Genomic DNA, 19,737 nt, shown 5'->3' with positions numbered 1-19,737 from the left:
ACCCCGTAGAACACATGTCTTTCAAGGAACTGATCGAAGAATCGCGCCCGCGCGAAAAGCTCATCGGACTCGGCCCTGCCGCACTGGGCGACGCCGAACTGATCGCCCTGCTTTTGCGCACAGGAGTCGCCGGCAAGAATGTCCTCCAACTGTCACAGGAACTTCTCGATCAGTTCGGAGGACTCGCGGGGCTGCTCAACGCAGGGCTCGACGACCTGAAGCGCGTCAAGGGTCTCGGTGGCATCGCCAAGCGCGCCGAACTCACCGCCGTGCTCGAGCTCGCCCGCCGCGCGCTCGCCGAGCAACTCAAGGAAAGAGCGGTTTTCGATTCGCCCGAGGCCGTGAGGCACTACTTGCAGCTTCATCTCGGGGCACGTCCGCACGAGGTGTTCGCCGCTCTCTTTTTGGACGCGCGGCACCGGCTGATTGCCATGGAAGAACTGTTTCGCGGCACTCTCACGCAGACCAGCGTCTACCCGCGCGAGGTGGCCACCCGCGCCCTGCACCACCACGCCGCCGCCGTGGTGTTGGCACACAACCATCCAAGCGGCTGCGTGGAGCCCTCCCGCGCGGACGAGATGCTGACGCGAACGCTCCAGACCGCGCTGGCGCTCATCGATGTGCGCGTGCTCGACCACGTGATCGTCTCCAGGGGTTCCAGCCTTTCGATGGCCGAGCGCGGGCTGGTCTGACGCCACGGCTTTCCTGAATTGCAAATGTGGACAATGGTTGTCGCCGCCTGAACCCGCCGAATTCCGTCTGCCACGCATGCCTTCCAAGCCCAAGAACCTCAAGAGCCTCGCCGACCTCAAGCACGTTCAACAATCACTGGCCGAACGGCGCGAAAGGGAAGCCGCTGAGGCGGCCATCCGAGCGGCGGCGCACAAGAAGCGCGCGGCCGAGCAAGACCTGTTCGCGCGTGCCATAGGCGCGACCAAACCGTTGCGGCGGAAAGCGGCCGTCCCTCTTGCGCCCGAACCACCGGCGCCCATCCCCGTGCAGCAGCAGTTGGACGAGCAACGCGTGCTGCGCGAATCCCTGTCCGACGAATTCGACGTCACCACGTTGCTCGATGCCGACGACGCGATGAGCTTTCGCCGGCCCGGCATCAACACCGATGTGACGCGCAAGCTGCGTGCGGGCGAATGGTCGATTCAGCGCGAGATCGACCTGCACGGCATGCGAAGCGACGAGGCCCGCGACGCGCTCGGCGCCTTCGTGCGCGATGCGCACAAGCAGGGCATACGCTGTGTGCGCGTGGTTCATGGCAAGGGGCTGGGTTCGCCGGGCAAGCAACCCGTGCTCAAGGCCAAGGTGCAGCGCTGGCTGATCCAGAAGAACGAAACGCTGGCCTTCGTGCAAGCCAAGCCGGCGGAAGGCGGCGCCGGTGCGCTGGTGGTGCTGCTGGCGCCTTCGCGGCGCTGAACCCCTCGCTGAACCGCGTCGCCTACTCGCCCCTGTTGCGCATCCAGTCGGCCGTTTGAAAGAACGACGTGCGAAGGCGCTTACGAAGGTCCTCCGGCACGCCCGTTTCGCCCATTGCCTGGTCCATGCACGCCAGCCACTGGTCGCGTTCCTTGATACCGATCGAATGGCCGCCGATGCTCTGCGGCAAATGCCGGGCGCGAAGCATCGGATGTCCGAAGCGATCGGTGTAGTGCTGCGGGCCGCCCAGCCATCCGCAAAGGAACCAGAAAAGACGCTGGCGCGCATTGTCGAGCGTCGTGCCGTGCACCGCCCGCAGTTGCGCATAGGCGGGCTCGAGGTCCATGAGGTCGTAGAAGCGCTCGACCAGCGCATGAACCTTGGTTTCGCCGCCGATCCATTCGAAGGGCGTATCGAATGGCGGCTTGTCCTGAATTTGCATGGCCGACATTGTCCCCAAGAGTTGGGGCAACATCCGGGGATGCCTGATTTGCCCCTTTCCACCGCTGGCGGCGCCCTGCCGGTCATCGACCTTTCGGCGCTTGGCGACGAAGCCGGCGCACTTGCCGAGGCCGCATCGCGAATCGGAGCCGCCTGCCGCGCGCACGGCTTTTTCTACGTGACCGGCCACGGCGTAGACCCATCGCTCGTCCGGCGCCTGGAAGATCTCAGCCGCCGCTTCTTCGCGCTCGAGGAGTCGGCCAAGATGCGTTGGCGCATGGCGCTCGGCGGCCGGGCTTGGCGGGGCTATTTCCCGCTCGCCGGCGAACTCACCTCGGGTCGGCCCGACTGGAAGGAAGGCATCTACTTCGGCACCGAGATGCCCGAGACCCATCCGCTGGTGCAGGCGGGCACGCCGGTGCACGGGCCCAATCTGTTTCCCGACATCGAAGGCTTTCGCGAGACGGTGCTCGCCTATATCAATCAGGTGACGAAGCTCGGCCATCGCCTGATGCAAGCCATCGCCGTGAGCCTCGGCCTGCCGCCCGCATATTTTGCCGAGCGCTATACCGCCGATCCGCTGATCCTCTTTCGCATCTTCAACTACCCGACCCAGCCCGTGCCGGAAGGGATGGATGTGCTCTGGGGCGTGGGCGAACACACCGACTATGGCTTGCTCACGATGCTGCATCAGGACGACGTCGGCGGTCTGCAGGTGCGCACGCCGGAAGGCTGGATCGACGCGCCGCCCGTACCGGGCTCGTTCGTCTGCAACATCGGGGACATGCTCGACCGAATGACGGGCGGGCTCTACAAGTCGACCCCGCATCGCGTGACGCGCAACACATCGGGCCGCGACAGGCTTTCGTTCCCGCTTTTCTTCGACCCGAACTTCGAAGCGCGCGTGCAGCGTATCGAAGGTCTCGCGGGCGCCGAGGCGCAAGACGACAGCGCCGCCCGCTGGGACCGTGCCAACGTGCATGCGTTCAACGGCAGGTACGGCGACTATCTGCTGGCGAAGGTATCGAAAGTGTTCCCGCAGTTGCGCGACGAGGTGCTGAAGCACCCCTAGCGGCTCTGTTCGGTTCCATCCCCTTCATCGCTTCTATTCCGAAGCCTGCCGCAGCGTCGCGACCACTGGCCGCCGCAGCACTTCGCGCAGCCCCCACCAGCCGGCTGCCCACGCCAGCACCGCGCCAGCGAGCGCTCCCGCGATCGGCACGAAGGGCGATGCGGTCCAGGTGAAGTCGAACACGTAGCGCGCCAGCGCCCAGCCGATCACCGAGGCGACGATGCTCGCGAGAAAGCCCGCCAACAGGCCGACGCCGGCCAACTCGGCGCGCTGGACCTGGCGCAGAAGGCTGCCCCGTGCACCCACCGCGCGCATCACGGCGAATTCGCGAGCCCGTTCTTCGCGCGTGGCGGTGACCGACGCGAAAAGCACCACCAAGCCCGCCGCAAGCGTGAATCCGAAGAGAAACTCGACGGCACGAATGACCTGATCGAGCACGCGCTGGACCTGATTGATCGTGGCGCTCATATCGACATTGGTGACGTTCGGGTAGGTCCGCACGAGCGCGTTGTCGAATCCCTTCACGTCGGGCGCCCTGAACGCGCCCATGTAGGTCACCGGCACATCGGCCATGTCGGCGACGGTGTACATGACGAAGAAGTTCGCATGCATCGATCCCCAGTCGACCTTGCGCAGCGAGGTGATGCGCGCCTCGTTCTGCATGCCGCCGATGTCGAAGCGCAAGGTATCGCCGAGCTTCAGTCCGAGCGTTTCGGCGAGGCCCGCCTCGACGCTTACCTCGCCCGGAGCACCGGGCTTCCACGCGCCGGCTGTGATGATGTTATGGGGAGGCGCATCGGCGCTATTGCTGAGGTTGAACTCGCGGTCCACGAGCCGCTTGGCGCGGTCGTCCGCATAGTCGTCCGGAGACACCGGTTTGCCGTTGATGGAGACCAGTCGGCCGCGGATCATCGGATACCAGTCGAACTTGCTCACGCCGCTGTCGCGCAATGTCTTCTGGAAGTCCGCGCTCTGGTCGGGCATCACGTTGATCACGAAGCGGTTCGGCGCGTCCGGCGGAGTGGCCTTGCGCCAGCTCGAGACCAGATCGGTGCGCAGAAGCACGAGCAGGATCAAGGCAAGCAAGCCGACCGCCAAGGCGCTGACCTGCACCACCGCATAGACGGGCCGGGCCGAAATCTGGCGCGTCGCCAGAACCAGCCAGCGCGGCGCCGTGGTTTCGTTGACGCTGCGCCGCAGCAGCAGCACGGCAATCCAGCTCAGCAATGCAAACACGGCCACTGCGCCGGCAAAGCCGCCCACCGCGATCAGCCCCAGCTTCAGGTCGCTGCTGGCCGCCACCAGCAACGCGGCAAACCCAAGCACTCCCAGGCCCAGCACCGCAATCGATGTGGGCTTGAGACCGCCGATGTCGCGGCGGATCACCCGCAGCGGCGGCACGCGCGCCAGTTGCAGCACTGGAGGGAGGCCAAATGCGAACAGCAACGTCAGGCCCACGCCCATGCCGAATGCGACCGGCCAAAGCGTCGGCGCGGGCAGAGCGCTCTCGACCAGCCCGGCCAGCAGCAGCACGAATGCGTAATGCACGGCAAATCCGATGGCGACGCCGAGCGCACTGGCAATCACGCCAATGACCGCGAATTCGAACGCGTAAGCCCCGGCAATGGTGCGCTGGCTCTGCCCGAGCACCCGCAACATGGCGCAATCGTCGAGGTGGCGGGCCGCAAATCCGCGCGCCGCCAGGGCGACCGCCACCGCCGACAGCAAGGCTGCGAGGAGCGCGACCAGATTCAGAAACTTCTCCGCGCGGTCGAGCGTCTGGCGCATCTCKGGGCGACCGCTTTCGAAGGATTCGAGCCGCGCCCCGCGCACCTCCGCCTTCTTGATCGTCTCATCGGCCCAATCGCTGAACTGCTTCACCGCGCCAGCTTCACCCGCCACCGCGAAGCGATAGCTCACCCGGCTCGCCGGCTGCACCAGTCCCGTGCGCGGCACATCGGCCTGATTGAGCATGACCCGCGGCGCAAAGCTCATGAAACCGGCGCCCCGGTCGGGTTCGAGAGTGATCACGCGCGCAATACGAAGCCCTGCGTCGCCAAGAAGCAGCGTGTCGCCCACCTTCAGCCCCAGCGAATCGAGCAACGAGGCATCGACCCATGCGTCGCCCGGCGCCGGAACCTCACGGGTCGCCTCGCCGGCCGCAGCCGGGTTCTGGCTGACCTGCAGGTTGCCGCGCAGCGGATACCCGGCCGACACCGCCTTGAGCGCTACCAGCTTGCTCGCGCCGCCCTGCGCATCGCCAGCCCGCGCCATGGTCGGGAACCCGTAGGTGATCGCGCCCTGCAAGCCCAGCGCCCGCGCACGTTCGATGAAGGCCGGCGGCGTCGGGTTGTCGCTGGCCAGGACTGCATCGCCCCCCAGGAGTTGGCGCGCATCGCGCTGCAGCCCGCCCTTGAGCCGGTCGGCGAAGAAGCCCACGGCGGTGAGCGCCGCCACCGCGAGCAGCACGGCGACGATCAGAAGGCGAAGTTCGCCCGCGCGAAGGTCGCGCCAGAGCGTTCGCCAGCCAAGGCGGAGGGAGGCGATCATGGCAGTGCGAGGAGTTGCCCTTGAACGAAGGGCGGTTGAGGGTCGTTCATGTGGGCGGCCATTCTTTCACGCCGAGGCAGAGAAGCGCGTGTGAAACCACCGAATGATGGTTGTAGTACTTTTGTGACAAACGTCTCCAAAAATACGAAACCATAGTTCTCATTTTTGGGCGAGATGCGGTTTGTGCGCTCCAATCAAGCCATCAGAAACGAGGTCACCGCATGAGCTACTACAACGATCGCGACTACGCCCACGATGCCCTGGAGGTCACCGTGTCGGATTTGCTCATCGCCACCTCGGACCTTTGCGACCCGCTTGTCGACAACGGAATCCACCAGGTTCTCAAGCTCCTGCGTGAGCAGCACGGGATGGAAGCCGCTTTCGCCTGCGAGGTGATCGATGGCAGGCGCGTGTCGCACCGTTCGCAACCTACCCACGGCGCTCAGTTCATCGACGAACAGGCCGAACCGCTGGAACTGGCCTTCTGCAAGCAGGTGCTGCATGCCCGGGTGCCCGCCGGTTGCTATCTCAGCGCGCCGGTACTGCTGGCCAACGGGAACACCTACGGCAGCCTCTATTCGTTCAGCTTCAGCACCGATCCAGCCGTCGAAGCGCGCGACCTCAAGAAGCTGGAAATGGCGGCGCAGCTCGCCGCCCGCCTGGTCAACGAACGCCGCCCGAGCGCGCCCGCACCGATGCCTCAGCGCAACGCCGAGGCGCTGATGGCCTCCTGAAGGGCCGGCGGCTCACCGTATCGAGGCGGGCTGCAGGAGATCGTCAGGTGTCGTCAGCAGCCGCAATGCTTCGGCGGCCGACACTTCCGTGCTGCTGTACAAGAACCGTAGTTGGCAATCGCCGATCACGATGGCGTCGCCATTGCTCAATGCACGCGCCCTCACCTTCTGGTTGTTGACGAAGGTGCCGTTGCGGCTGCCCATGTCGGTCAGCAGGAATCCGTCGCCCGTCCACTGGATCGCCGCGTGATGCCGGCTCACCCTCTCGCTGTCGATGCACACGTTGTTGGAGCCGGATCGCCCGATGGTGGTGATCTGAGTCGCGATGTTGACCTGCCGCACGCTGTTGCGCCGGGCCAGGATGATCAGTCTTGCCATACCTCTTCCTGTTTTTGATGGACTGCAGGAAGCTTAGGCGGGCAGGTCGTTTCCGAAAGACCGAAACAGAAGGATTAATCCCTTCCTGTTCGTTTCAAGCAGGCAAATTTGAGCGCTGCCATCGGGCCGATGCATCAATGGGTCAATGCGTGAGCCGGCCCCGCATCGAAGCCGGATGTCCCGCGAGCCCAAACGATTTGCCCGTGTTGACCAGCGTGTCGCCGTCTACGCGCAGGATCGTGATGTCCTGGTCAAGGAAGTTGCCCACGTAGAGATATCTGCCGTCCGCGCTGAAGACCGCGCCTTCAGGCAGCCCGCGCACCTCGACCTCGTTGACGCGCGTAACCTTCTTGCCGTCGATCTTCATCGCCACGACGGAGCCGTTGCGGTTGTAGAAGTAGGCGTTCTTGGCCGCATTGCTGCCGCGCAGGATGACCGCCACCGCCAGCTTGCCGGTCGGGCTGACGGCCAATCCTTCGGGGCCGTCGCCGACCACCACCTTGTCGATCACCCGTGGCGGCCTGGCTTCCAGGTCGATCACGCTCACGGTGTCGACCTGACCATCCGAGGCGCCCGAATTGCCGTTGTCGGCGCTCAATGCGAGCTTGCCGTCTGGCGTGACGTCGACGTTGTAGGGCCAGAGCCCGACCGCGAGATCGACCTTGTTGTAGGTGACCTTTTCGCCGTCGACGTCGAGCAGCGCAATCTTGTGATTGGGAAACTTGGCCGCGAGCGCACGCCGCCCATCGGGCGTGAAGCGCACGTGCGATACCGATTCGCCCATCGGCACCGTGTCGATGAGCGTGACCTTCTGCCCCGCGATGCGAAGCACGCTGACGGAGTTGTCGGCGCGGTTCGCGACCAGCGCGAGCGTGCCCGCCCTGTTGATCGAGAGCCCGGATGGCTGCTTGCCGACGGTGATCGTGTCGATCAGCTTGGGCGGCGTCGCAGTGAGGTCGATCACGAACAGGCGGTTGTCGGGCACTTGGCGGCGAACGCCGTTTTCCTCGACCACGTTGACCGAATTGGCAACCAGCGCCAGCCTTTCGTCGGCCGTGATCGCCAGGTTGGTCGGCGGGCCGGCGATGGTGTTGTCCAGCGGGAGTGTTCCGATCGACCGGGGCGCCAGCGGATCGGTGCCGATGTCCAGGATCTGCAGCGTGTCGCGCCCAGGTGCGCCCAGCTTGACAGCGCCTGCGTCGTCCCAGGATTGCTTTTCGTCATTCGCGACCAGCATGAGCTGGCGCTGGGGCGGTGCGGTCGTTATGCCCCCACATCCGGCCAGCGTCGCTGCCAGCGAGAACACCGCGAGAAGATTCAAAGGTCGAAAGCAGGGTCGCATGTTGTCTCCTTGTTGTGATCCGACGCGGCCCCGGCCCGTCAACTCTTGGCCTTGGTCCGCCCCCTGAAGCGCGATTCGAGAAAATCGAGCAGCGCGCGCAAGGCCGCGCTGTTGTGGCGCCGCTGCAAATACGCAGCCGACAGCCACATATCGCTGCGAACGTAGTCGTGCAGCACCGGCACGAGTTCACCTTGGTCCACGTGAGGCTGCACCAGCATCTCGGCGAGATAGATCACACCGAAGCCCTGCAAGGCGACCTGGATGAGCGGCGCAGCTTCCGTGGCGTCCATGCGGCTCTTCACGGGCACGTCGAAGGGCTTGCCGTCGACCTCGAAACGCCACTCGGGATGCAGCCCGAGGCGCGACAAAGTCAACGCATCGTGCCGGGAGAGATCGCTCGGATGCGTCGGCTTGCCATGCTTCTTCCAGTACACCGGCGACGCACAGGCCACGAGGTTTCGGCGCGCGAGCTTGCGAACGATGAGGTTCTCGTCCTCGATCGGCCCGAAGTGGAGTGCGATGTCGATGCCTTGCTCGGCCATGTCGAGGGCACGGTTCGTCAGGTGCAGGCTGATGTTGACGTCGGGGTAGTGCCCCATGAACTCACCGAGCAACTTGGGCAGGTCGCCCTGTCCCGCCCCCAGAGGTGCCGAGATCCGCAACCGACCGGTGGGATGGCTCGCGTGCTCCTGCACCTCGGCTTGCGTGAGTTCGAACATCTCCATCATCGGCTTGCTGCGTTCGAGCAGCAGGGAGCCGGCATCCGTCAGGCTCACGGCGCGTGTCGAACGGTTGAGAAGCCGCACCCCGAGCCGGGACTCCAGCTCGGCGATGTATTTGCTGACCGTGGCTTTCGAGACGTCCAGCTTGGCGGCGGCGCGCGAGAAGCTCCCATGGGAAGCGACTTCGCGAAAGGTCCTGATCAGGTCGAGGCTGTCCATGTCTGGGGAACATTGTCACTTGTTGCGCCTGTTCCGTAACCTGTGCGCTCCCTCGCCCTGCGCCTTCTTCACCTCGGGCGCCCGCTGTTGGCGCGGGCGCCGCTCCGCCAGCGTCAGGCGAAGAACTTCGCCGCGGCCAGCAGCGTGCGGTACACGCCCCAGGCCAGCGGAATACCCACCGCCAGCCAGGCCAGCCACACCACCATCGGGGTGACGGCGTCGTTGCTGCGCCCATTGGCTGCAGATCCCACCTCGGCGGCAAGCGCCTTTTCATGCGCGAGCTTCTTTTCGTGCGCGAGTTCTTCTTCGCTCATAAAGTACTTGTCGGCCACCGGCCGCACCAGCAGATTGCAGATCAGCCCGATCACGAGCATCCCCACGAGGATGTACATGGTCTGGTTGTAGACCTGCTCGCGCGGGATGCCGAGCCCCAACTGGTATTCGCGCATGTAGTTCACGACCACCGGGCCCAGGATGCCGGCCGTGGCCCAGGCAGTCAGCAGGCGACCGTGGATGGCACCGACCATCTGCGTGCCGAAAAGATCGGCGAGGTAAGCGGGCACCGTCGAGAAGCCGCCGCCGTACATCGAGACGATGATGCAGCAGGCGCCGACGAACAACAGCATGCTGCCATGGTTGGCAGAGGACGGAATGCTCCAGTAGAGCACCCCACCGAGCACGAAGAACACGGTGTAGGTCAGCTTGCGGCCGAGCTTGTCCGAAAGACTGGCCCAAAAGAAGCGGCCGCCAATGTTGAAGAGCGACAGCAGCGCCGCAAATCCGCCCGCGACCGCGGCAATCGCCGCGAGTTGGGTCTTGTCGAGCTCGCCGAATCTTTTGGCGACGCCGATCAGGTGGCCGCCGAACACTTCCTGCAGCATCGGGCTGGCCATGCCGATCACGCCGATGCCCGCGCTCACGTTCATCGTCAGCACCATCCACACGAGCCAGAACTGCGGGATACCCCACACCTTCTTCACGTGGACGTGGCGCTGCGTGATCATCGCGTTCTCGGCACGCGCCACCGGCGGGGTCCAGCCTTTGGGCTTCCAGCCGGTCGGCGGCACTCGGTAGCCGAATGCGCCGCCCATCATGAAGACGAAATACACGATCGCCATGACGACGAAGGCCTGCATCACGCCGACGTCGGTCGGGCTGGAGAAATTCTTCATCAGGTCCACAGCCAGCGGCGAACCGATCATCGCGCCACCGCCGAAACCCATGATCGCCATGCCCGTCGCCATGCCGCGGCGGTCGGGGAACCACTTGATGAGCGTGCTCACCGGTGAGATGTAGCCGAGCCCAAGGCCGATACCGCCGATCACGCCCGAGCCGATGATCATCAGCCAGAACTGGTGCAGGTAGATGCCAAGGGCGGACAGGAGCATGCCGCCGCACCAGCAAACTGCCGACACGACCCCTGCCTTGCGCGGACCCGCGCGCTCGAGCCAGCCGCCCCACAGCGCTGCCGAGCAGCCCAGGAAGACGAAGAAGAGCGTGTACATCCAGCCCAGGGTGGCAATGCGCCAGTCACAGCCGGTGGCGAACAGCTCGGCAAAGAAGCTCATGTCCTTGGGACAGGACTGGGCGCCCGTGCCCGCGGCCGACAGCGCCTTCGACAGCGGCAGCCAGAACACCGAAAAGCCATAGGCCATGCCGATGCAGAGGTGGATGGCCAATGCCGCGGGCGGGACGAGCCAGCGGTTGAAGCCGGCCCCCGCGATGATTCGTTCCTTGTCGAGAATTCCCGGCCGCGCGCCGGGATTGCCAGTGATTGCGTCTCCGTCRAAGACGCCCGCGTTGGAAGCTGCCATTTAACTCTTCTCCTGTTATGTGGGAGCGCCCGCAAGGGAGCTGCCGGAGTTTGAGCTATTGTTACAAGACGTCAAATAGGTGTTGTCCTACATGTCAAAAAAACAACTTCCGTCCCCGCAGCGCCGAATCAAGTGTCCTTGCTGACCGTGATCGTCGGGAACTTGGCCGAGAAATCCTTTGCCTTTTCGGCGATGCCTACCGCTACTCGACGGGCGACGGCCTTATAGATACCGGCCACTTCGCCGTCCGGGTCGGCCACGACGGTCGGCTTTCCGCTGTCGGCCTGCAGGCGGATGTTGATGTCCAGTGGCAGCGCGCCCAGGTAGTCCATCTTGTACTCCTCCGCCATCTTCCGGCCGCCCTCTGCGCCGAAGATGTGCTCCACGTGACCACAGTTGGAACACACGTGCACAGCCATGTTTTCGACGATGCCGAGGATCGGCACGCCGACCTTCTCGAACATCTTGATGCCCTTTTTCGCGTCGAGCAGCGCGATGTCCTGCGGCGTGGTGACGATCACCGCACCCGTCATCGGCACGCGCTGCGAAAGCGTGAGCTGGATGTCGCCGGTACCGGGCGGCATGTCGACGATGAGGTAGTCGAGGTCCTTCCAGTTTGTCTGCCGAAGCAGTTGCTCCAGTGCCTGTGTGGCCATCGGCCCGCGCCAGATCATGGCTTGGTCCTGATCGACGAGAAAGCCGATCGACATGACCTGCACGCCATGGTTTTCGAGCGGCTCCATGGTCTTGCCGTCCGCGCTGTCAGGCCGGCGATCGATGCCGAGCATCATGGGTTGACTCGGTCCGTAGATGTCGGCATCGAGCAGACCGACCTTCGCACCTTCGGCCGCCAGCGCGAGCGCCAGATTGGCCGCCGTGGTGCTCTTGCCGACGCCGCCCTTGCCTGACGCCACCGCGACGATGTTCTTCACATTGGGCATCAGCTGCACACCGCGCTGCACTGCGTGACTGACGACGTTGGTGGTGATGTTGACGGACACGTTCTCCACGCCCGGGACCGTCTTCGCAGCCGCGATGAAGGATTTGCGCAAGTCCGGTATCTGACTCTTTGCCGGATAACCCAGTTCGATGTCGAAGGCGACGTCTCCGCCGTTGAGCTGAAGGTTCTTCAAGCCCTTGCCGCTGACGAAATCCTTGCCCGTATTGGGATCGAGGACGGACCTGAGCGCGTTCGTGACCGCCTCTTGTGTAACTGCCATGGATAACTCCTGAATGGCAGCTAGTCTAGTGCGGTGCTGAGCCGGCGATCCGCGGCAAATCGCTTGACCCTACGCCCGAGGCAAAGGCCGGGTACGCTCGGGCGCGTCAAATGCCATCTGTCCGGACCGCATCTCCCTCCCGTTCTCCGCCCGTCACCGGCCTCGTGCTGACCGGCGGCGGCGCGCGCGCCGCCTATCAGGTCGGCGTGCTTCAGGCCTTGGTGAAGCTTCGTCGAAATGCCGCTGTACCTGGGAGGGCGAACCCCTTTCCGATCATCACTGGCACGTCCGCAGGCGCGATCAACGCGGCCGCACTGGCTTCGGGCGCCGACGACTTCGACGCCACGGTGCACAAGATCGCACACGTGTGGGCCAGGCTCAAGCCGGCACAGATCTACCGGACGGACGCCCTTACGGGCTTGCGCAGCGATGCACCTTGGGCGCGGTTGCTTTCGGCAGGCTGGCTGATCGCACGCTGGCGACGCAGCGGCCTGCGCTCGCTGCTCGACAACGCGCCGCTGCGGGAGCTCCTGGAGCAACTCGTCTCGCTCGACAGACTGCCTGAGCTGATGTCGCAGGGAAATCTTGACGCGCTGGCGGTCACGGCGTCCAGCTACAGCTCGGGCGAGCACGTGACCTTCTACCAGGCGGGCCCGCACCAGTTGCCCTGGGTCCGGTCCAAGCGGCAAGCGGTACCGGCGCAGATCACGCACGAACATCTGCTGGCCTCGTCGGCAATCCCGTTCCTGTTTCCGGCAACGGCCTTGCAAGCCGGACGGCACGTCGAGTATTTCGGCGATGGCTCCATGCGGCAGTCCGCACCGCTGGCCGCAGCCATTCATCTGGGCGCACGGCGCATCCTCGCCGTCGGCGCCGGCCGGATGCAGGAACCCGACCACGTGCTGGCGCCCAATGCGCTGACCGGTTATCCGTCACTGGCACAAATCGCCGGCCACGCGCTTTCGAGCATCTTTCTCGACTCGCTCACCGCCGACGTGGAGCGCCTTCGACGCATCAATGCGACCCTTGCGCTGATCCCGCCCGAAGCGCGTCGCGGCACGGCACTCCAGCCGGTCGAACTGCTGTTGATCGCCCCGTCGCAGCGCGTCGACCTTATTGCTGCGAAGCATGCCCATGCACTGCCCGCCTCGGTGCGCAGCCTGCTCGGCCAACCCGCGGTGCCGGCCGCGACAACGGATCTCAAGGGCTCGGCACTTGCCAGCTACCTGCTCTTCGAATCGGCTTTTACGCGGGAACTGATGGCGCTCGGGCGCAAGGACACGCTCGAGCAGCGTGACGCGGTGCGGGCTTTCATGGGATGGGGCCGCGCCGCGTAGTGCACGAAGCAGCATCGTTTGCTCGACCGTTTGTCCGATCGTTTGCTCAAGGCGCTGGCTCAGGACCAAGCCGCTTGACCATGCGCACCGCGTCCTCCACATCCTCGTAATAGCCGGGGCTGGATCCGTACTCCGTGAATCCGTGCCGACGATAGAACGATTTCGCGGCGGCGTTGCCGGCCCTGGCTTCGAGGCGGATCGTGTGGATGCCCGCAATGGCCGCGGTCGCTTCGAGCCAGCTCAGCAATGCGCTGCCCAAGCCGGCGCGGCGCTGCGAACCTTCGACCGCGAAGAGCACGATGTGCGCGTCGTCGTCGCCATATTGCATGATCGCGAAGCCGAGCAGGACCCCGCCACGCCGGGCCACCACCACGTTGGTCGCCGGATCGCGAATGGCGCGCAGCACGCGCCGGTGTGTCCAGCGCCACGAAAGGCCGCGTTCGATCGCGTCGCGCGACAACGCGGCGATGTCCGAAGCGTCGGACGCGTGGGCGAGGGTGATTTCGTAGGCGGCAATCACTGGAACTGCTTCTGGCCGGGTTTTGCGGGGAAGACTATAGCCCCGCCACCTAAAATGCCCGGTCCTCTCTCCCTCGTCCCGAAAGCGCCCCCGCGATGTCTCAGCGCAAACTCTTCGTCACCACCGCCCTGCCGTATGCCAATGGCAAGTTCCACGTCGGCCACATCATGGAATACATCCAGGCCGACATCTGGGTGCGCTTCCAGCGCATGCAGGGGCACATGGTGCACTTCGTGGGTGCCGACGATGCGCACGGCGCGCCCATCATGATCGCGGCCGAGAAGGCCGGCAAGACGCCTCAGGAGTTCGTCGGCGAGATTGCCGCCGGGCGCAAGGAATACCTTGACGGCTTCCACATCCGCTTCGACAACTGGCACTCCACCGACAGCACCGAGAACACCGAACTCGCCCAAGGCATCTACAGGAAGCTGAAGGCGGGCGGCATGATCGCCACCCGCACCATCGAGCAGTTCTACGATCCGGTCAAGGGCATGTTCCTGCCCGACCGCTACATCAAGGGCGAATGCCCCGTCTGCCATGCCAAGGACCAGTACGGCGACGCCTGCGAGGTTTGCAGCAGCGTCTATTCACCGACAGAGCTGATCAATCCGTACTCGACCCTGACTGGCGCGACGCCCGAGCTGCGCAGCTCAGAGCACTTCTTCTTCAAGCTTTCAGACCCGAAAGTCGTCGACTTCCTCGAGACCTGGACACAGGACGGCAAGCTGCAGCCTGAAATGGCGCGCAAGGCCGGTGAATGGTTCGAGGCCGGTATGGCCGACTGGGACATCTCGCGCGAAGCACCCTACTTCGGCATCGAGATTCCCGACGCGCCGGGCAAGTACTTCTACGTGTGGCTCGATGCGCCGGTCGGCTATCTCGCCAGTCTCAAGAACCACTTCGACAAAGGCCAGTCCGCCAACCACTGGCATGAACCCTCGCGCACCCTGCTGAGCTTCGACGACTTCGTGGCCGATCCAGCGGTGGAACAGGTGCATTTCATCGGCAAGGACATCGTGTACTTTCATACTTTGTTCTGGCCCGCGATGCTGCAGTTCAGCGGCCGCAAGACGCCGAGCCAAGTCAACGTGCATGGCTTCATCACCGTGTCCGGAGAGAAGATGAGCAAGAGCCGCGGCACAGGCATCGATCCGCTCAAGTACCTCTCGATCGGCATGAACCCCGAATGGCTTCGCTACTACATCGCGGCCAAGCTCAACGCCAAAGTGGAAGACGTCGACTTCAACCCCGACGATTTCATGGCTCGCGTCAACGCAGATCTGATCGGCAAGTACATCAACATCGCGAGCCGGGCAGCCGGCTTCATCACCAAGCGATTCGGTGGCAAGCTGGGTGCGATTTCGGCGGACGGTGCGGCGCTTCTGTCGGCACTGCAGTCGGCTTCCACGCAGATGCAGGCGCTTTACGACGGTCGCGATTACGCGCGAGCCCTGCGCGAGATCATGCTGCTGGCTGACAAGGTCAACGAATACGTCGATCAGAACAAGCCGTGGGAGCTCGCCAAGAAAGAAGGCATGGATGCCCGCCTGCACGATGTGTGCACGACATGCATCGAGGCGTTCCGCCTGCTCACGATTTATCTGAAGCCGGTGCTGCCGACGCTCGCGGCGCAGGTCGAGGCTTTCCTGGGCACGGCGCCGTTGCTGTCCGCCGACGCCGCCACGTTGCTGGGTTCGGGACACGCCATCAACGACTACAAGCACCTCATGCAACGGGTCGACGCAAAGCAGCTCGACCAGCTCTTCGAGCCGCCGGAACCCGTCGCCGAAGCCGGTGCCGAAGCCACCGAGCTGCCGGGCGGTGAAGGCATTGCACCGACCATCACCATCGACGACTTTGCCAAGATAGATCTGCGCATCGCGAAGATCGTGGCCTGCCAGAAGGTAGAGGGATCGACCAAGCTGTTGCACCTGACGCTCGACGCTGGCGAAGGCACGACGCGCAATGTCTTCTCGGGCATTGCGTCGGCCTACGAGCCGGAGCAACTCGTCGGCAAGCTCACCGTGCTGGTCGCTAATCTCGCACCGCGCAAGATGAAGTTCGGCATTTCCGAAGGCATGGTGCTGGCGGCCAGCCACGCGAACGAGAAAGCGTCTGCCGGCATCTACGTGCTCGAACCATGGCCGGGAGCAACACCAGGAATGCGAGTCAGATGATGCAAACCTCCACGCAAGCAGCTCCGCGAGGCCGGCTCCGCGATGCCTCTCGAATTTCGCTACTGGCCGCTGCGATGGCCTGCGCGCTCGTACTCCAAGGCTGCGCGGTCGCAGGTGCCGCAGTCAGCGTCACCAGCACCGCCGTGAGCGTCGGCGCCGGCGCCGTGGGACTCGCGGCCGATGCTGCGATCGGGACGGCCCACATCGCGGGCAAAGCGGTCGGCGCCGCAGCCGATGCGGTGTTGCCCGACGACTCCAAATAAAGGAACAAGGGCTCTGCGAGCCTAGTTCGCCTCGGTCGTGCGGTCGGGCGATGAGCCCGCGCTCACCACTCGCTGGTCGTCATTGAGCGTGGCAGTGAACACCATGGGCGAATTCGGGAGCTGAACCCAGCGCCATTCCCATTCGGTCTGATTCTTGAGCGGATAGGGCGTGCGCTTGGCAGGCTTGCCCAGCAATTTGCGCAGGTCTTCCATCGGCATGCCGGGCCGCACCTTGGAGAAGTTTTCCGGCGTGAGCACCTGGCGCAAGGCGCTCATCTTGCCATCGGGCCCGATGGTGATCATGTAGTTCTTCTGTCCCTGCGGCTGGCGGTTGTATTCGAACACTTTCCCCTGGGGCGTGTCCCAGATGTTCTCGGGCTGGCCGAAACGAGCGCGCACGTCGGCTTCGCTGGACACGCCCTCCTCCAGCTCGCTGATGCGCTTCGAATCACAGCCGATCAGCCACAGCGCGGCACCCAGCAGCAGCACGGCCAATGCGGGGCGGATGACTTGTTGCTCCATACCCTCCTCGGGACTTCAGATCGAAGCGGCCAGTCTATCCGCCGGCCCCGTGCTCAGTTCGCCGCGAAGCAATAAAGCAGACCGCCCCCGCCGGTCTTCTGCAACGCCTCGAGGCTGCAACCCTGAGTGGGATGCGACGAGTTCCAGGACTTCATTGGAGGGCTCTCGTTGAGGCCCATGCGGTCGTGGTGGCCGACGATGGCCGAGCCGTCACCGCTCTTGGTCCAGTTGCCGCATGTCGTGTCTTTGGCATCGTTGATGGCGCGACCGTCGGGCGACGAGCCAGTCAGCATGTCGTGCAGGTTCACGGCGTCGCCGCGGCCGCTGATCATCTGGCCCTTTTCTGTCAGAGCCGTCTGCTTGCTGATTTTGTTCACGCTGTGCAACTCGTCGAGGTTGTTGGCAACTGTCTCTCCCTTCGCGTTGACCCACGGGCCGTTGCCGATGCGGTCGCGCGCATTCACGGCGGGACTGCCGGGCGTTGCGATCGTGCTCAGATAAGCCCGCCACGTGCGGCCCCCTGCACCGACGCCAGCGGCGAGGCTCTGGCAGTAGCGGTCGGCGCCCGCGAGTCCGCCGAAATCACCACCCTTTCCCGGGTTCACGCTGGTGACGAAGAAGCTCATCTTGCTCTGCGGCGTTGCGGGCCCGCTCGTGCTGCAGGCCACCAGCAGTGCGGCGGCGGCAGTCGTGGCGAGGATCATCGAGTAACGGCGCTTCATCGGCAGTCTCCTTGGGTGGATGGAGCCGCCACGCTAGCGCACGCGGCTTGCGCGTTCAATGCGGAATCCACCCGGTTTCCAAAGCATGTCCGGCCCCAGCCAGTAAAATCCGCGCCCAAAGGTCCTTATTGCCATGTCCATCTTCGCCCGCCCCCACTACACGTCCGAAATCACCAACTTCATCGACCAGATGAAGGAAAAGAAGCCGACGCTGGAGGCCGAACAGCGCGCCGGCCGCGCCCTTCTCTGGGACAAGCACCTCGACCGCGGCCTGCTCGAGCAATACAGCGAAGCCAACGTTCCGCAACAGCCCTACGTCTATCAGACGCAAGTCAAGTAAGTGACCATTCGGGCCATTCCGGGCTCCGGCGCCCGCCGGCAAGGTGATGGCTCCGAAGCGGACAGCACTGTCGGCTCGGGGCAGGACGAAATCATTGCCGACGACGGTGCCGCCACCGTGGCATCGATGCCGGAGGTGGTCGACCAGGTAGCGCTCGCCCGGCTTTACGGCGAACCGCTGTTTGCCCTCCCGAACGACCTCTACATCCCGCCCGAGGCCCTGCAGGTCTTCCTCGAAGCCTTCGAAGGCCCGCTCGATCTGCTGCTCTATCTCATTCGCAAGCAGAACTTCAACATTCTCGACATCCCCATGGCGGGGCTGACGCGTCAGTACCTCAGCTACGTCGACGAAATCCGCCAGACCAATCTCGAACTCGCTGCCGAATACCTGCTCATGGCAGCGATGCTGATCGAGATCAAGTCACGCATGCTGCTGCCGCCCAAGAAGAGCGCGGACGGCGAAGAAGCCGAGGACCCACGCGCCGAACTGGTTCGCCGCCTGCTCGAATACGAACAGACCAAGCTCCAGGCGGCCTCGCTCAGCGCAATGCCGCAAGCCGGGCGCGACTTCTGGAAAGCGCAGGTCTACATCGAGCAATCGCTCAAACCACGATTTCCCGACGTGAACGTCGTCGACCTCCGCGAAGCCTGGGCCGACATCCTCAAGCGCGCAAAGCTGGTGCAGCACCACAAGATTTCGCGCGAAGAACTGAGCGTTCGCGAGCACATGAGCATCGTGCTGCGCCATCTGCAAGGGCGCAAGTTCGTCGAATTCGAAACCTTGTTTGACGTCACGCGTGGCACTTCGGTGCTGGTCGTGACCTTCATCGCGATGCTCGAGTTGGCCAAGGAAATGCTCATCGAGATCACCCAGGCCGAAGCCTTTGCGCCTATTTACGTGCGGCTCGCCTACTCTCCGACCTGATCGCTCGTGAGCTCAGGCGGATTCGACGCCGGGCTCGCGACCCATGAGTTCAGCAACCGCTTCGGCCGGCCGGACGAGCCCGTCGAGCACCGCGACGACGCTGTCTGAAATGGGCATCTCCAAGCCCAGATGCCGCGCACGTTGCACGACCGTGCGAGCGCAATAGACGCCCTCGGCCACATGCCCAAGCGAATCGACGGCCTCTTCCAATGACCGCCCCTGTGCAAGCAACAGGCCGACCTTGCGATTGCGCGAGAGGTCGCCGGTCGCCGTGAGGACAAGATCGCCAAGACCTGAGAGACCCATGAATGTATCGAGCCGCGCGCCCAGCGCGATGCCGAAGCGCGTCATTTCCGCAAGTCCCCGCGTGATGAGCGCGGCGCGCGCGTTCAGGCCAAGAGCGAGACCATCAGCAAGGCCGGTCGCGATGGCCAGCACGTTCTTGACGGCGCCTCCGACTTCGACGCCGACGATGTCGTCATTCGCGTAGACACGCAATGAAGGGCCGTGAAAAGCATCGACCAGCGCATCGCGCAGTTGCGCATGCGTGCTGGCGGCGACCAGGGCGGTGGGCCTGCCTTCCGCCACTTCCATTGCAAAGCTCGGACCGCTCAGGACGCCCGCAACCAGTCCAGGCGCGACTCTGGCCTGTATTTCGTGGGCGAGAAGGCCTTCCTCGCCGGAATCCGCCACGGCGGGTTCGACGCCTTTGGACAGCCATGCGACCGGAGAGGCGAGTGCGCGCAACATGTGAAGCTGCTCGCGCAACGCAGCCATGGGGGTAGCGACGATGACAAGGTCCGATCCCTTGACCGCTGCGAGCGGATCCCCCGCATGGATCGCGAGGGATGGAGAAAGCGCAATGCCCGGCAGGTATCGCGCGTTTTCACGCGTTGCCACCATGGACTGCACCTGTGCGTCATCACGGCCCCACAGAGTGACCGCATGCCGACCGGATGCATTGACCGCCAGCGCCGTACCCCAGGCACCGGCTCCGAGCACGCAGATTTTCATC

At 64.4% G+C, this 19,737-nt stretch carries 20 protein-coding genes; 9 read left to right on the top strand and 11 right to left on the bottom strand.

Features of this window, described 5'->3' with window-relative positions; translation table 11 throughout:
• The first annotated feature begins 14 nt into the window (after positions 1–14).
• Positions 15–692: a RadC family protein gene (radC, locus tag AC1DMA_RS20950; protein WP_478125583.1), complete on the top strand. Its 678-nt coding sequence runs from the start codon at positions 15–17 to the stop codon at positions 690–692.
• A 76-nt stretch (positions 693–768) separates the two neighbouring features.
• Complete coding sequence (locus AC1DMA_RS20945; protein WP_478145381.1) at positions 769–1,425, top strand: Smr/MutS family protein; 657 nt, start codon at positions 769–771, stop codon at positions 1,423–1,425.
• 22 nt (positions 1,426–1,447) lie between these two features.
• Here AC1DMA_RS20945 and AC1DMA_RS20940 read toward each other — a convergent pair whose 3' ends face one another.
• Entirely contained in the window at positions 1,448–1,867 is a 420-nt protein-coding gene (locus AC1DMA_RS20940) for a group II truncated hemoglobin (RefSeq protein ID WP_478125581.1), read from the bottom strand.
• A 39-nt stretch (positions 1,868–1,906) separates the two neighbouring features.
• On the opposite strand from AC1DMA_RS20940, the gene AC1DMA_RS20935 reads away from it, so the two are divergent.
• Positions 1,907–2,938: an isopenicillin N synthase family dioxygenase gene (locus AC1DMA_RS20935; RefSeq protein ID WP_478145380.1), complete on the top strand. Its 1,032-nt coding sequence runs from the start codon at positions 1,907–1,909 to the stop codon at positions 2,936–2,938.
• A 33-nt stretch (positions 2,939–2,971) separates the two neighbouring features.
• On the opposite strand, the gene AC1DMA_RS20930 is transcribed toward AC1DMA_RS20935, so the two are convergent.
• Positions 2,972–5,488, bottom strand: coding sequence for an ABC transporter permease (locus AC1DMA_RS20930; protein ID WP_478145379.1), 2,517 nt, complete (start codon positions 5,486–5,488; stop codon positions 2,972–2,974).
• A 221-nt stretch (positions 5,489–5,709) separates the two neighbouring features.
• On the opposite strand from AC1DMA_RS20930, the gene AC1DMA_RS20925 reads away from it, so the two are divergent.
• Positions 5,710–6,222, top strand: a complete 513-nt coding sequence (locus AC1DMA_RS20925; RefSeq protein ID WP_478145378.1) for a hypothetical protein — start codon at positions 5,710–5,712, stop codon at positions 6,220–6,222.
• 12 nt (positions 6,223–6,234) lie between these two features.
• On the opposite strand, the gene AC1DMA_RS20920 is transcribed toward AC1DMA_RS20925, so the two are convergent.
• From AC1DMA_RS20920 to apbC, 5 genes are all read right to left on the bottom strand, one after another.
• Positions 6,235–6,600, bottom strand: coding sequence for an FHA domain-containing protein (locus AC1DMA_RS20920; protein ID WP_478145377.1), 366 nt, complete (start codon positions 6,598–6,600; stop codon positions 6,235–6,237).
• 142 nt (positions 6,601–6,742) lie between these two features.
• The gene (locus tag AC1DMA_RS20915; RefSeq protein ID WP_478145376.1) at positions 6,743–7,942 is read right to left on the bottom strand and encodes a YncE family protein; all 1,200 of its coding nucleotides are present in this window, start codon (positions 7,940–7,942) and stop codon (positions 6,743–6,745) included.
• Between the two features lie 38 nt (positions 7,943–7,980).
• Entirely contained in the window at positions 7,981–8,883 is a 903-nt protein-coding gene (locus AC1DMA_RS20910) for a LysR family transcriptional regulator (protein ID WP_478145375.1), read from the bottom strand.
• A gap of 113 nt (positions 8,884–8,996) precedes the next feature.
• Positions 8,997–10,697 carry an OFA family MFS transporter gene (locus tag AC1DMA_RS20905; protein WP_478125574.1) on the bottom strand — a complete coding sequence of 567 codons (1,701 nt, stop codon included), beginning with the start codon at positions 10,695–10,697 and terminating at the stop codon, positions 8,997–8,999.
• Positions 10,698–10,825: 128 nt separating this feature from the next.
• Positions 10,826–11,917: an iron-sulfur cluster carrier protein ApbC gene (gene apbC, locus AC1DMA_RS20900; RefSeq protein WP_478125573.1), complete on the bottom strand. Its 1,092-nt coding sequence runs from the start codon at positions 11,915–11,917 to the stop codon at positions 10,826–10,828.
• Positions 11,918–12,027: 110 nt separating this feature from the next.
• On the opposite strand from apbC, the gene AC1DMA_RS20895 reads away from it, so the two are divergent.
• Complete coding sequence (locus AC1DMA_RS20895; protein WP_478145374.1) at positions 12,028–13,254, top strand: patatin-like phospholipase family protein; 1,227 nt, start codon at positions 12,028–12,030, stop codon at positions 13,252–13,254.
• A gap of 46 nt (positions 13,255–13,300) precedes the next feature.
• Here AC1DMA_RS20895 and AC1DMA_RS20890 read toward each other — a convergent pair whose 3' ends face one another.
• Positions 13,301–13,774: a GNAT family N-acetyltransferase gene (locus AC1DMA_RS20890; RefSeq protein ID WP_478145373.1), complete on the bottom strand. Its 474-nt coding sequence runs from the start codon at positions 13,772–13,774 to the stop codon at positions 13,301–13,303.
• Between the two features lie 95 nt (positions 13,775–13,869).
• Between AC1DMA_RS20890 and metG the strand changes: the two genes are divergently transcribed.
• Positions 13,870–15,951: a methionine--tRNA ligase gene (gene metG / locus AC1DMA_RS20885; RefSeq protein ID WP_478145372.1), complete on the top strand. Its 2,082-nt coding sequence runs from the start codon at positions 13,870–13,872 to the stop codon at positions 15,949–15,951.
• A 74-nt stretch (positions 15,952–16,025) separates the two neighbouring features.
• A complete protein-coding gene (locus tag AC1DMA_RS20880; RefSeq protein WP_478125841.1) occupies positions 16,026–16,214 on the top strand; it encodes a hypothetical protein in 189 nt (62 codons plus the stop codon).
• A gap of 21 nt (positions 16,215–16,235) precedes the next feature.
• Here the strand turns inward: AC1DMA_RS20880 and AC1DMA_RS20875 are convergent, their stop codons facing one another.
• On the bottom strand, positions 16,236–16,736 hold the full coding sequence (locus AC1DMA_RS20875) for an outer membrane protein assembly factor BamE (protein ID WP_478145371.1): 501 nt from the start codon (positions 16,734–16,736) through the stop codon (positions 16,236–16,238).
• 53 nt (positions 16,737–16,789) lie between these two features.
• A complete protein-coding gene (locus tag AC1DMA_RS20870) occupies positions 16,790–17,458 on the bottom strand; it encodes a hypothetical protein (RefSeq protein WP_478145370.1) in 669 nt (222 codons plus the stop codon).
• A 133-nt stretch (positions 17,459–17,591) separates the two neighbouring features.
• Here AC1DMA_RS20870 and AC1DMA_RS20865 point away from each other — a divergent pair, with 133 nt between their 5' ends.
• Both AC1DMA_RS20865 and AC1DMA_RS20860 read left to right on the top strand, forming a co-directional pair.
• Positions 17,592–17,798 (top strand): DUF3460 family protein, encoded by a 207-nt coding sequence (locus AC1DMA_RS20865; protein WP_478145369.1) that lies wholly within the window; start codon positions 17,592–17,594, stop codon positions 17,796–17,798.
• A 126-nt stretch (positions 17,799–17,924) separates the two neighbouring features.
• Positions 17,925–18,722, top strand: coding sequence for a segregation and condensation protein A (locus AC1DMA_RS20860; protein ID WP_478145405.1), 798 nt, complete (start codon positions 17,925–17,927; stop codon positions 18,720–18,722).
• A 12-nt stretch (positions 18,723–18,734) separates the two neighbouring features.
• Here the strand turns inward: AC1DMA_RS20860 and AC1DMA_RS20855 are convergent, their stop codons facing one another.
• Positions 18,735–19,736 carry an NAD(P)H-dependent glycerol-3-phosphate dehydrogenase gene (locus AC1DMA_RS20855; protein WP_478145368.1) on the bottom strand — a complete coding sequence of 334 codons (1,002 nt, stop codon included), beginning with the start codon at positions 19,734–19,736 and terminating at the stop codon, positions 18,735–18,737.
• Between the last annotated feature and the right edge of the window lies 1 nt (position 19,737).

Source organism: Variovorax sp. 05N34, from assembly GCF_056397405.1.
This window is presented reverse-complemented; position numbering and strand designations above follow the sequence as displayed.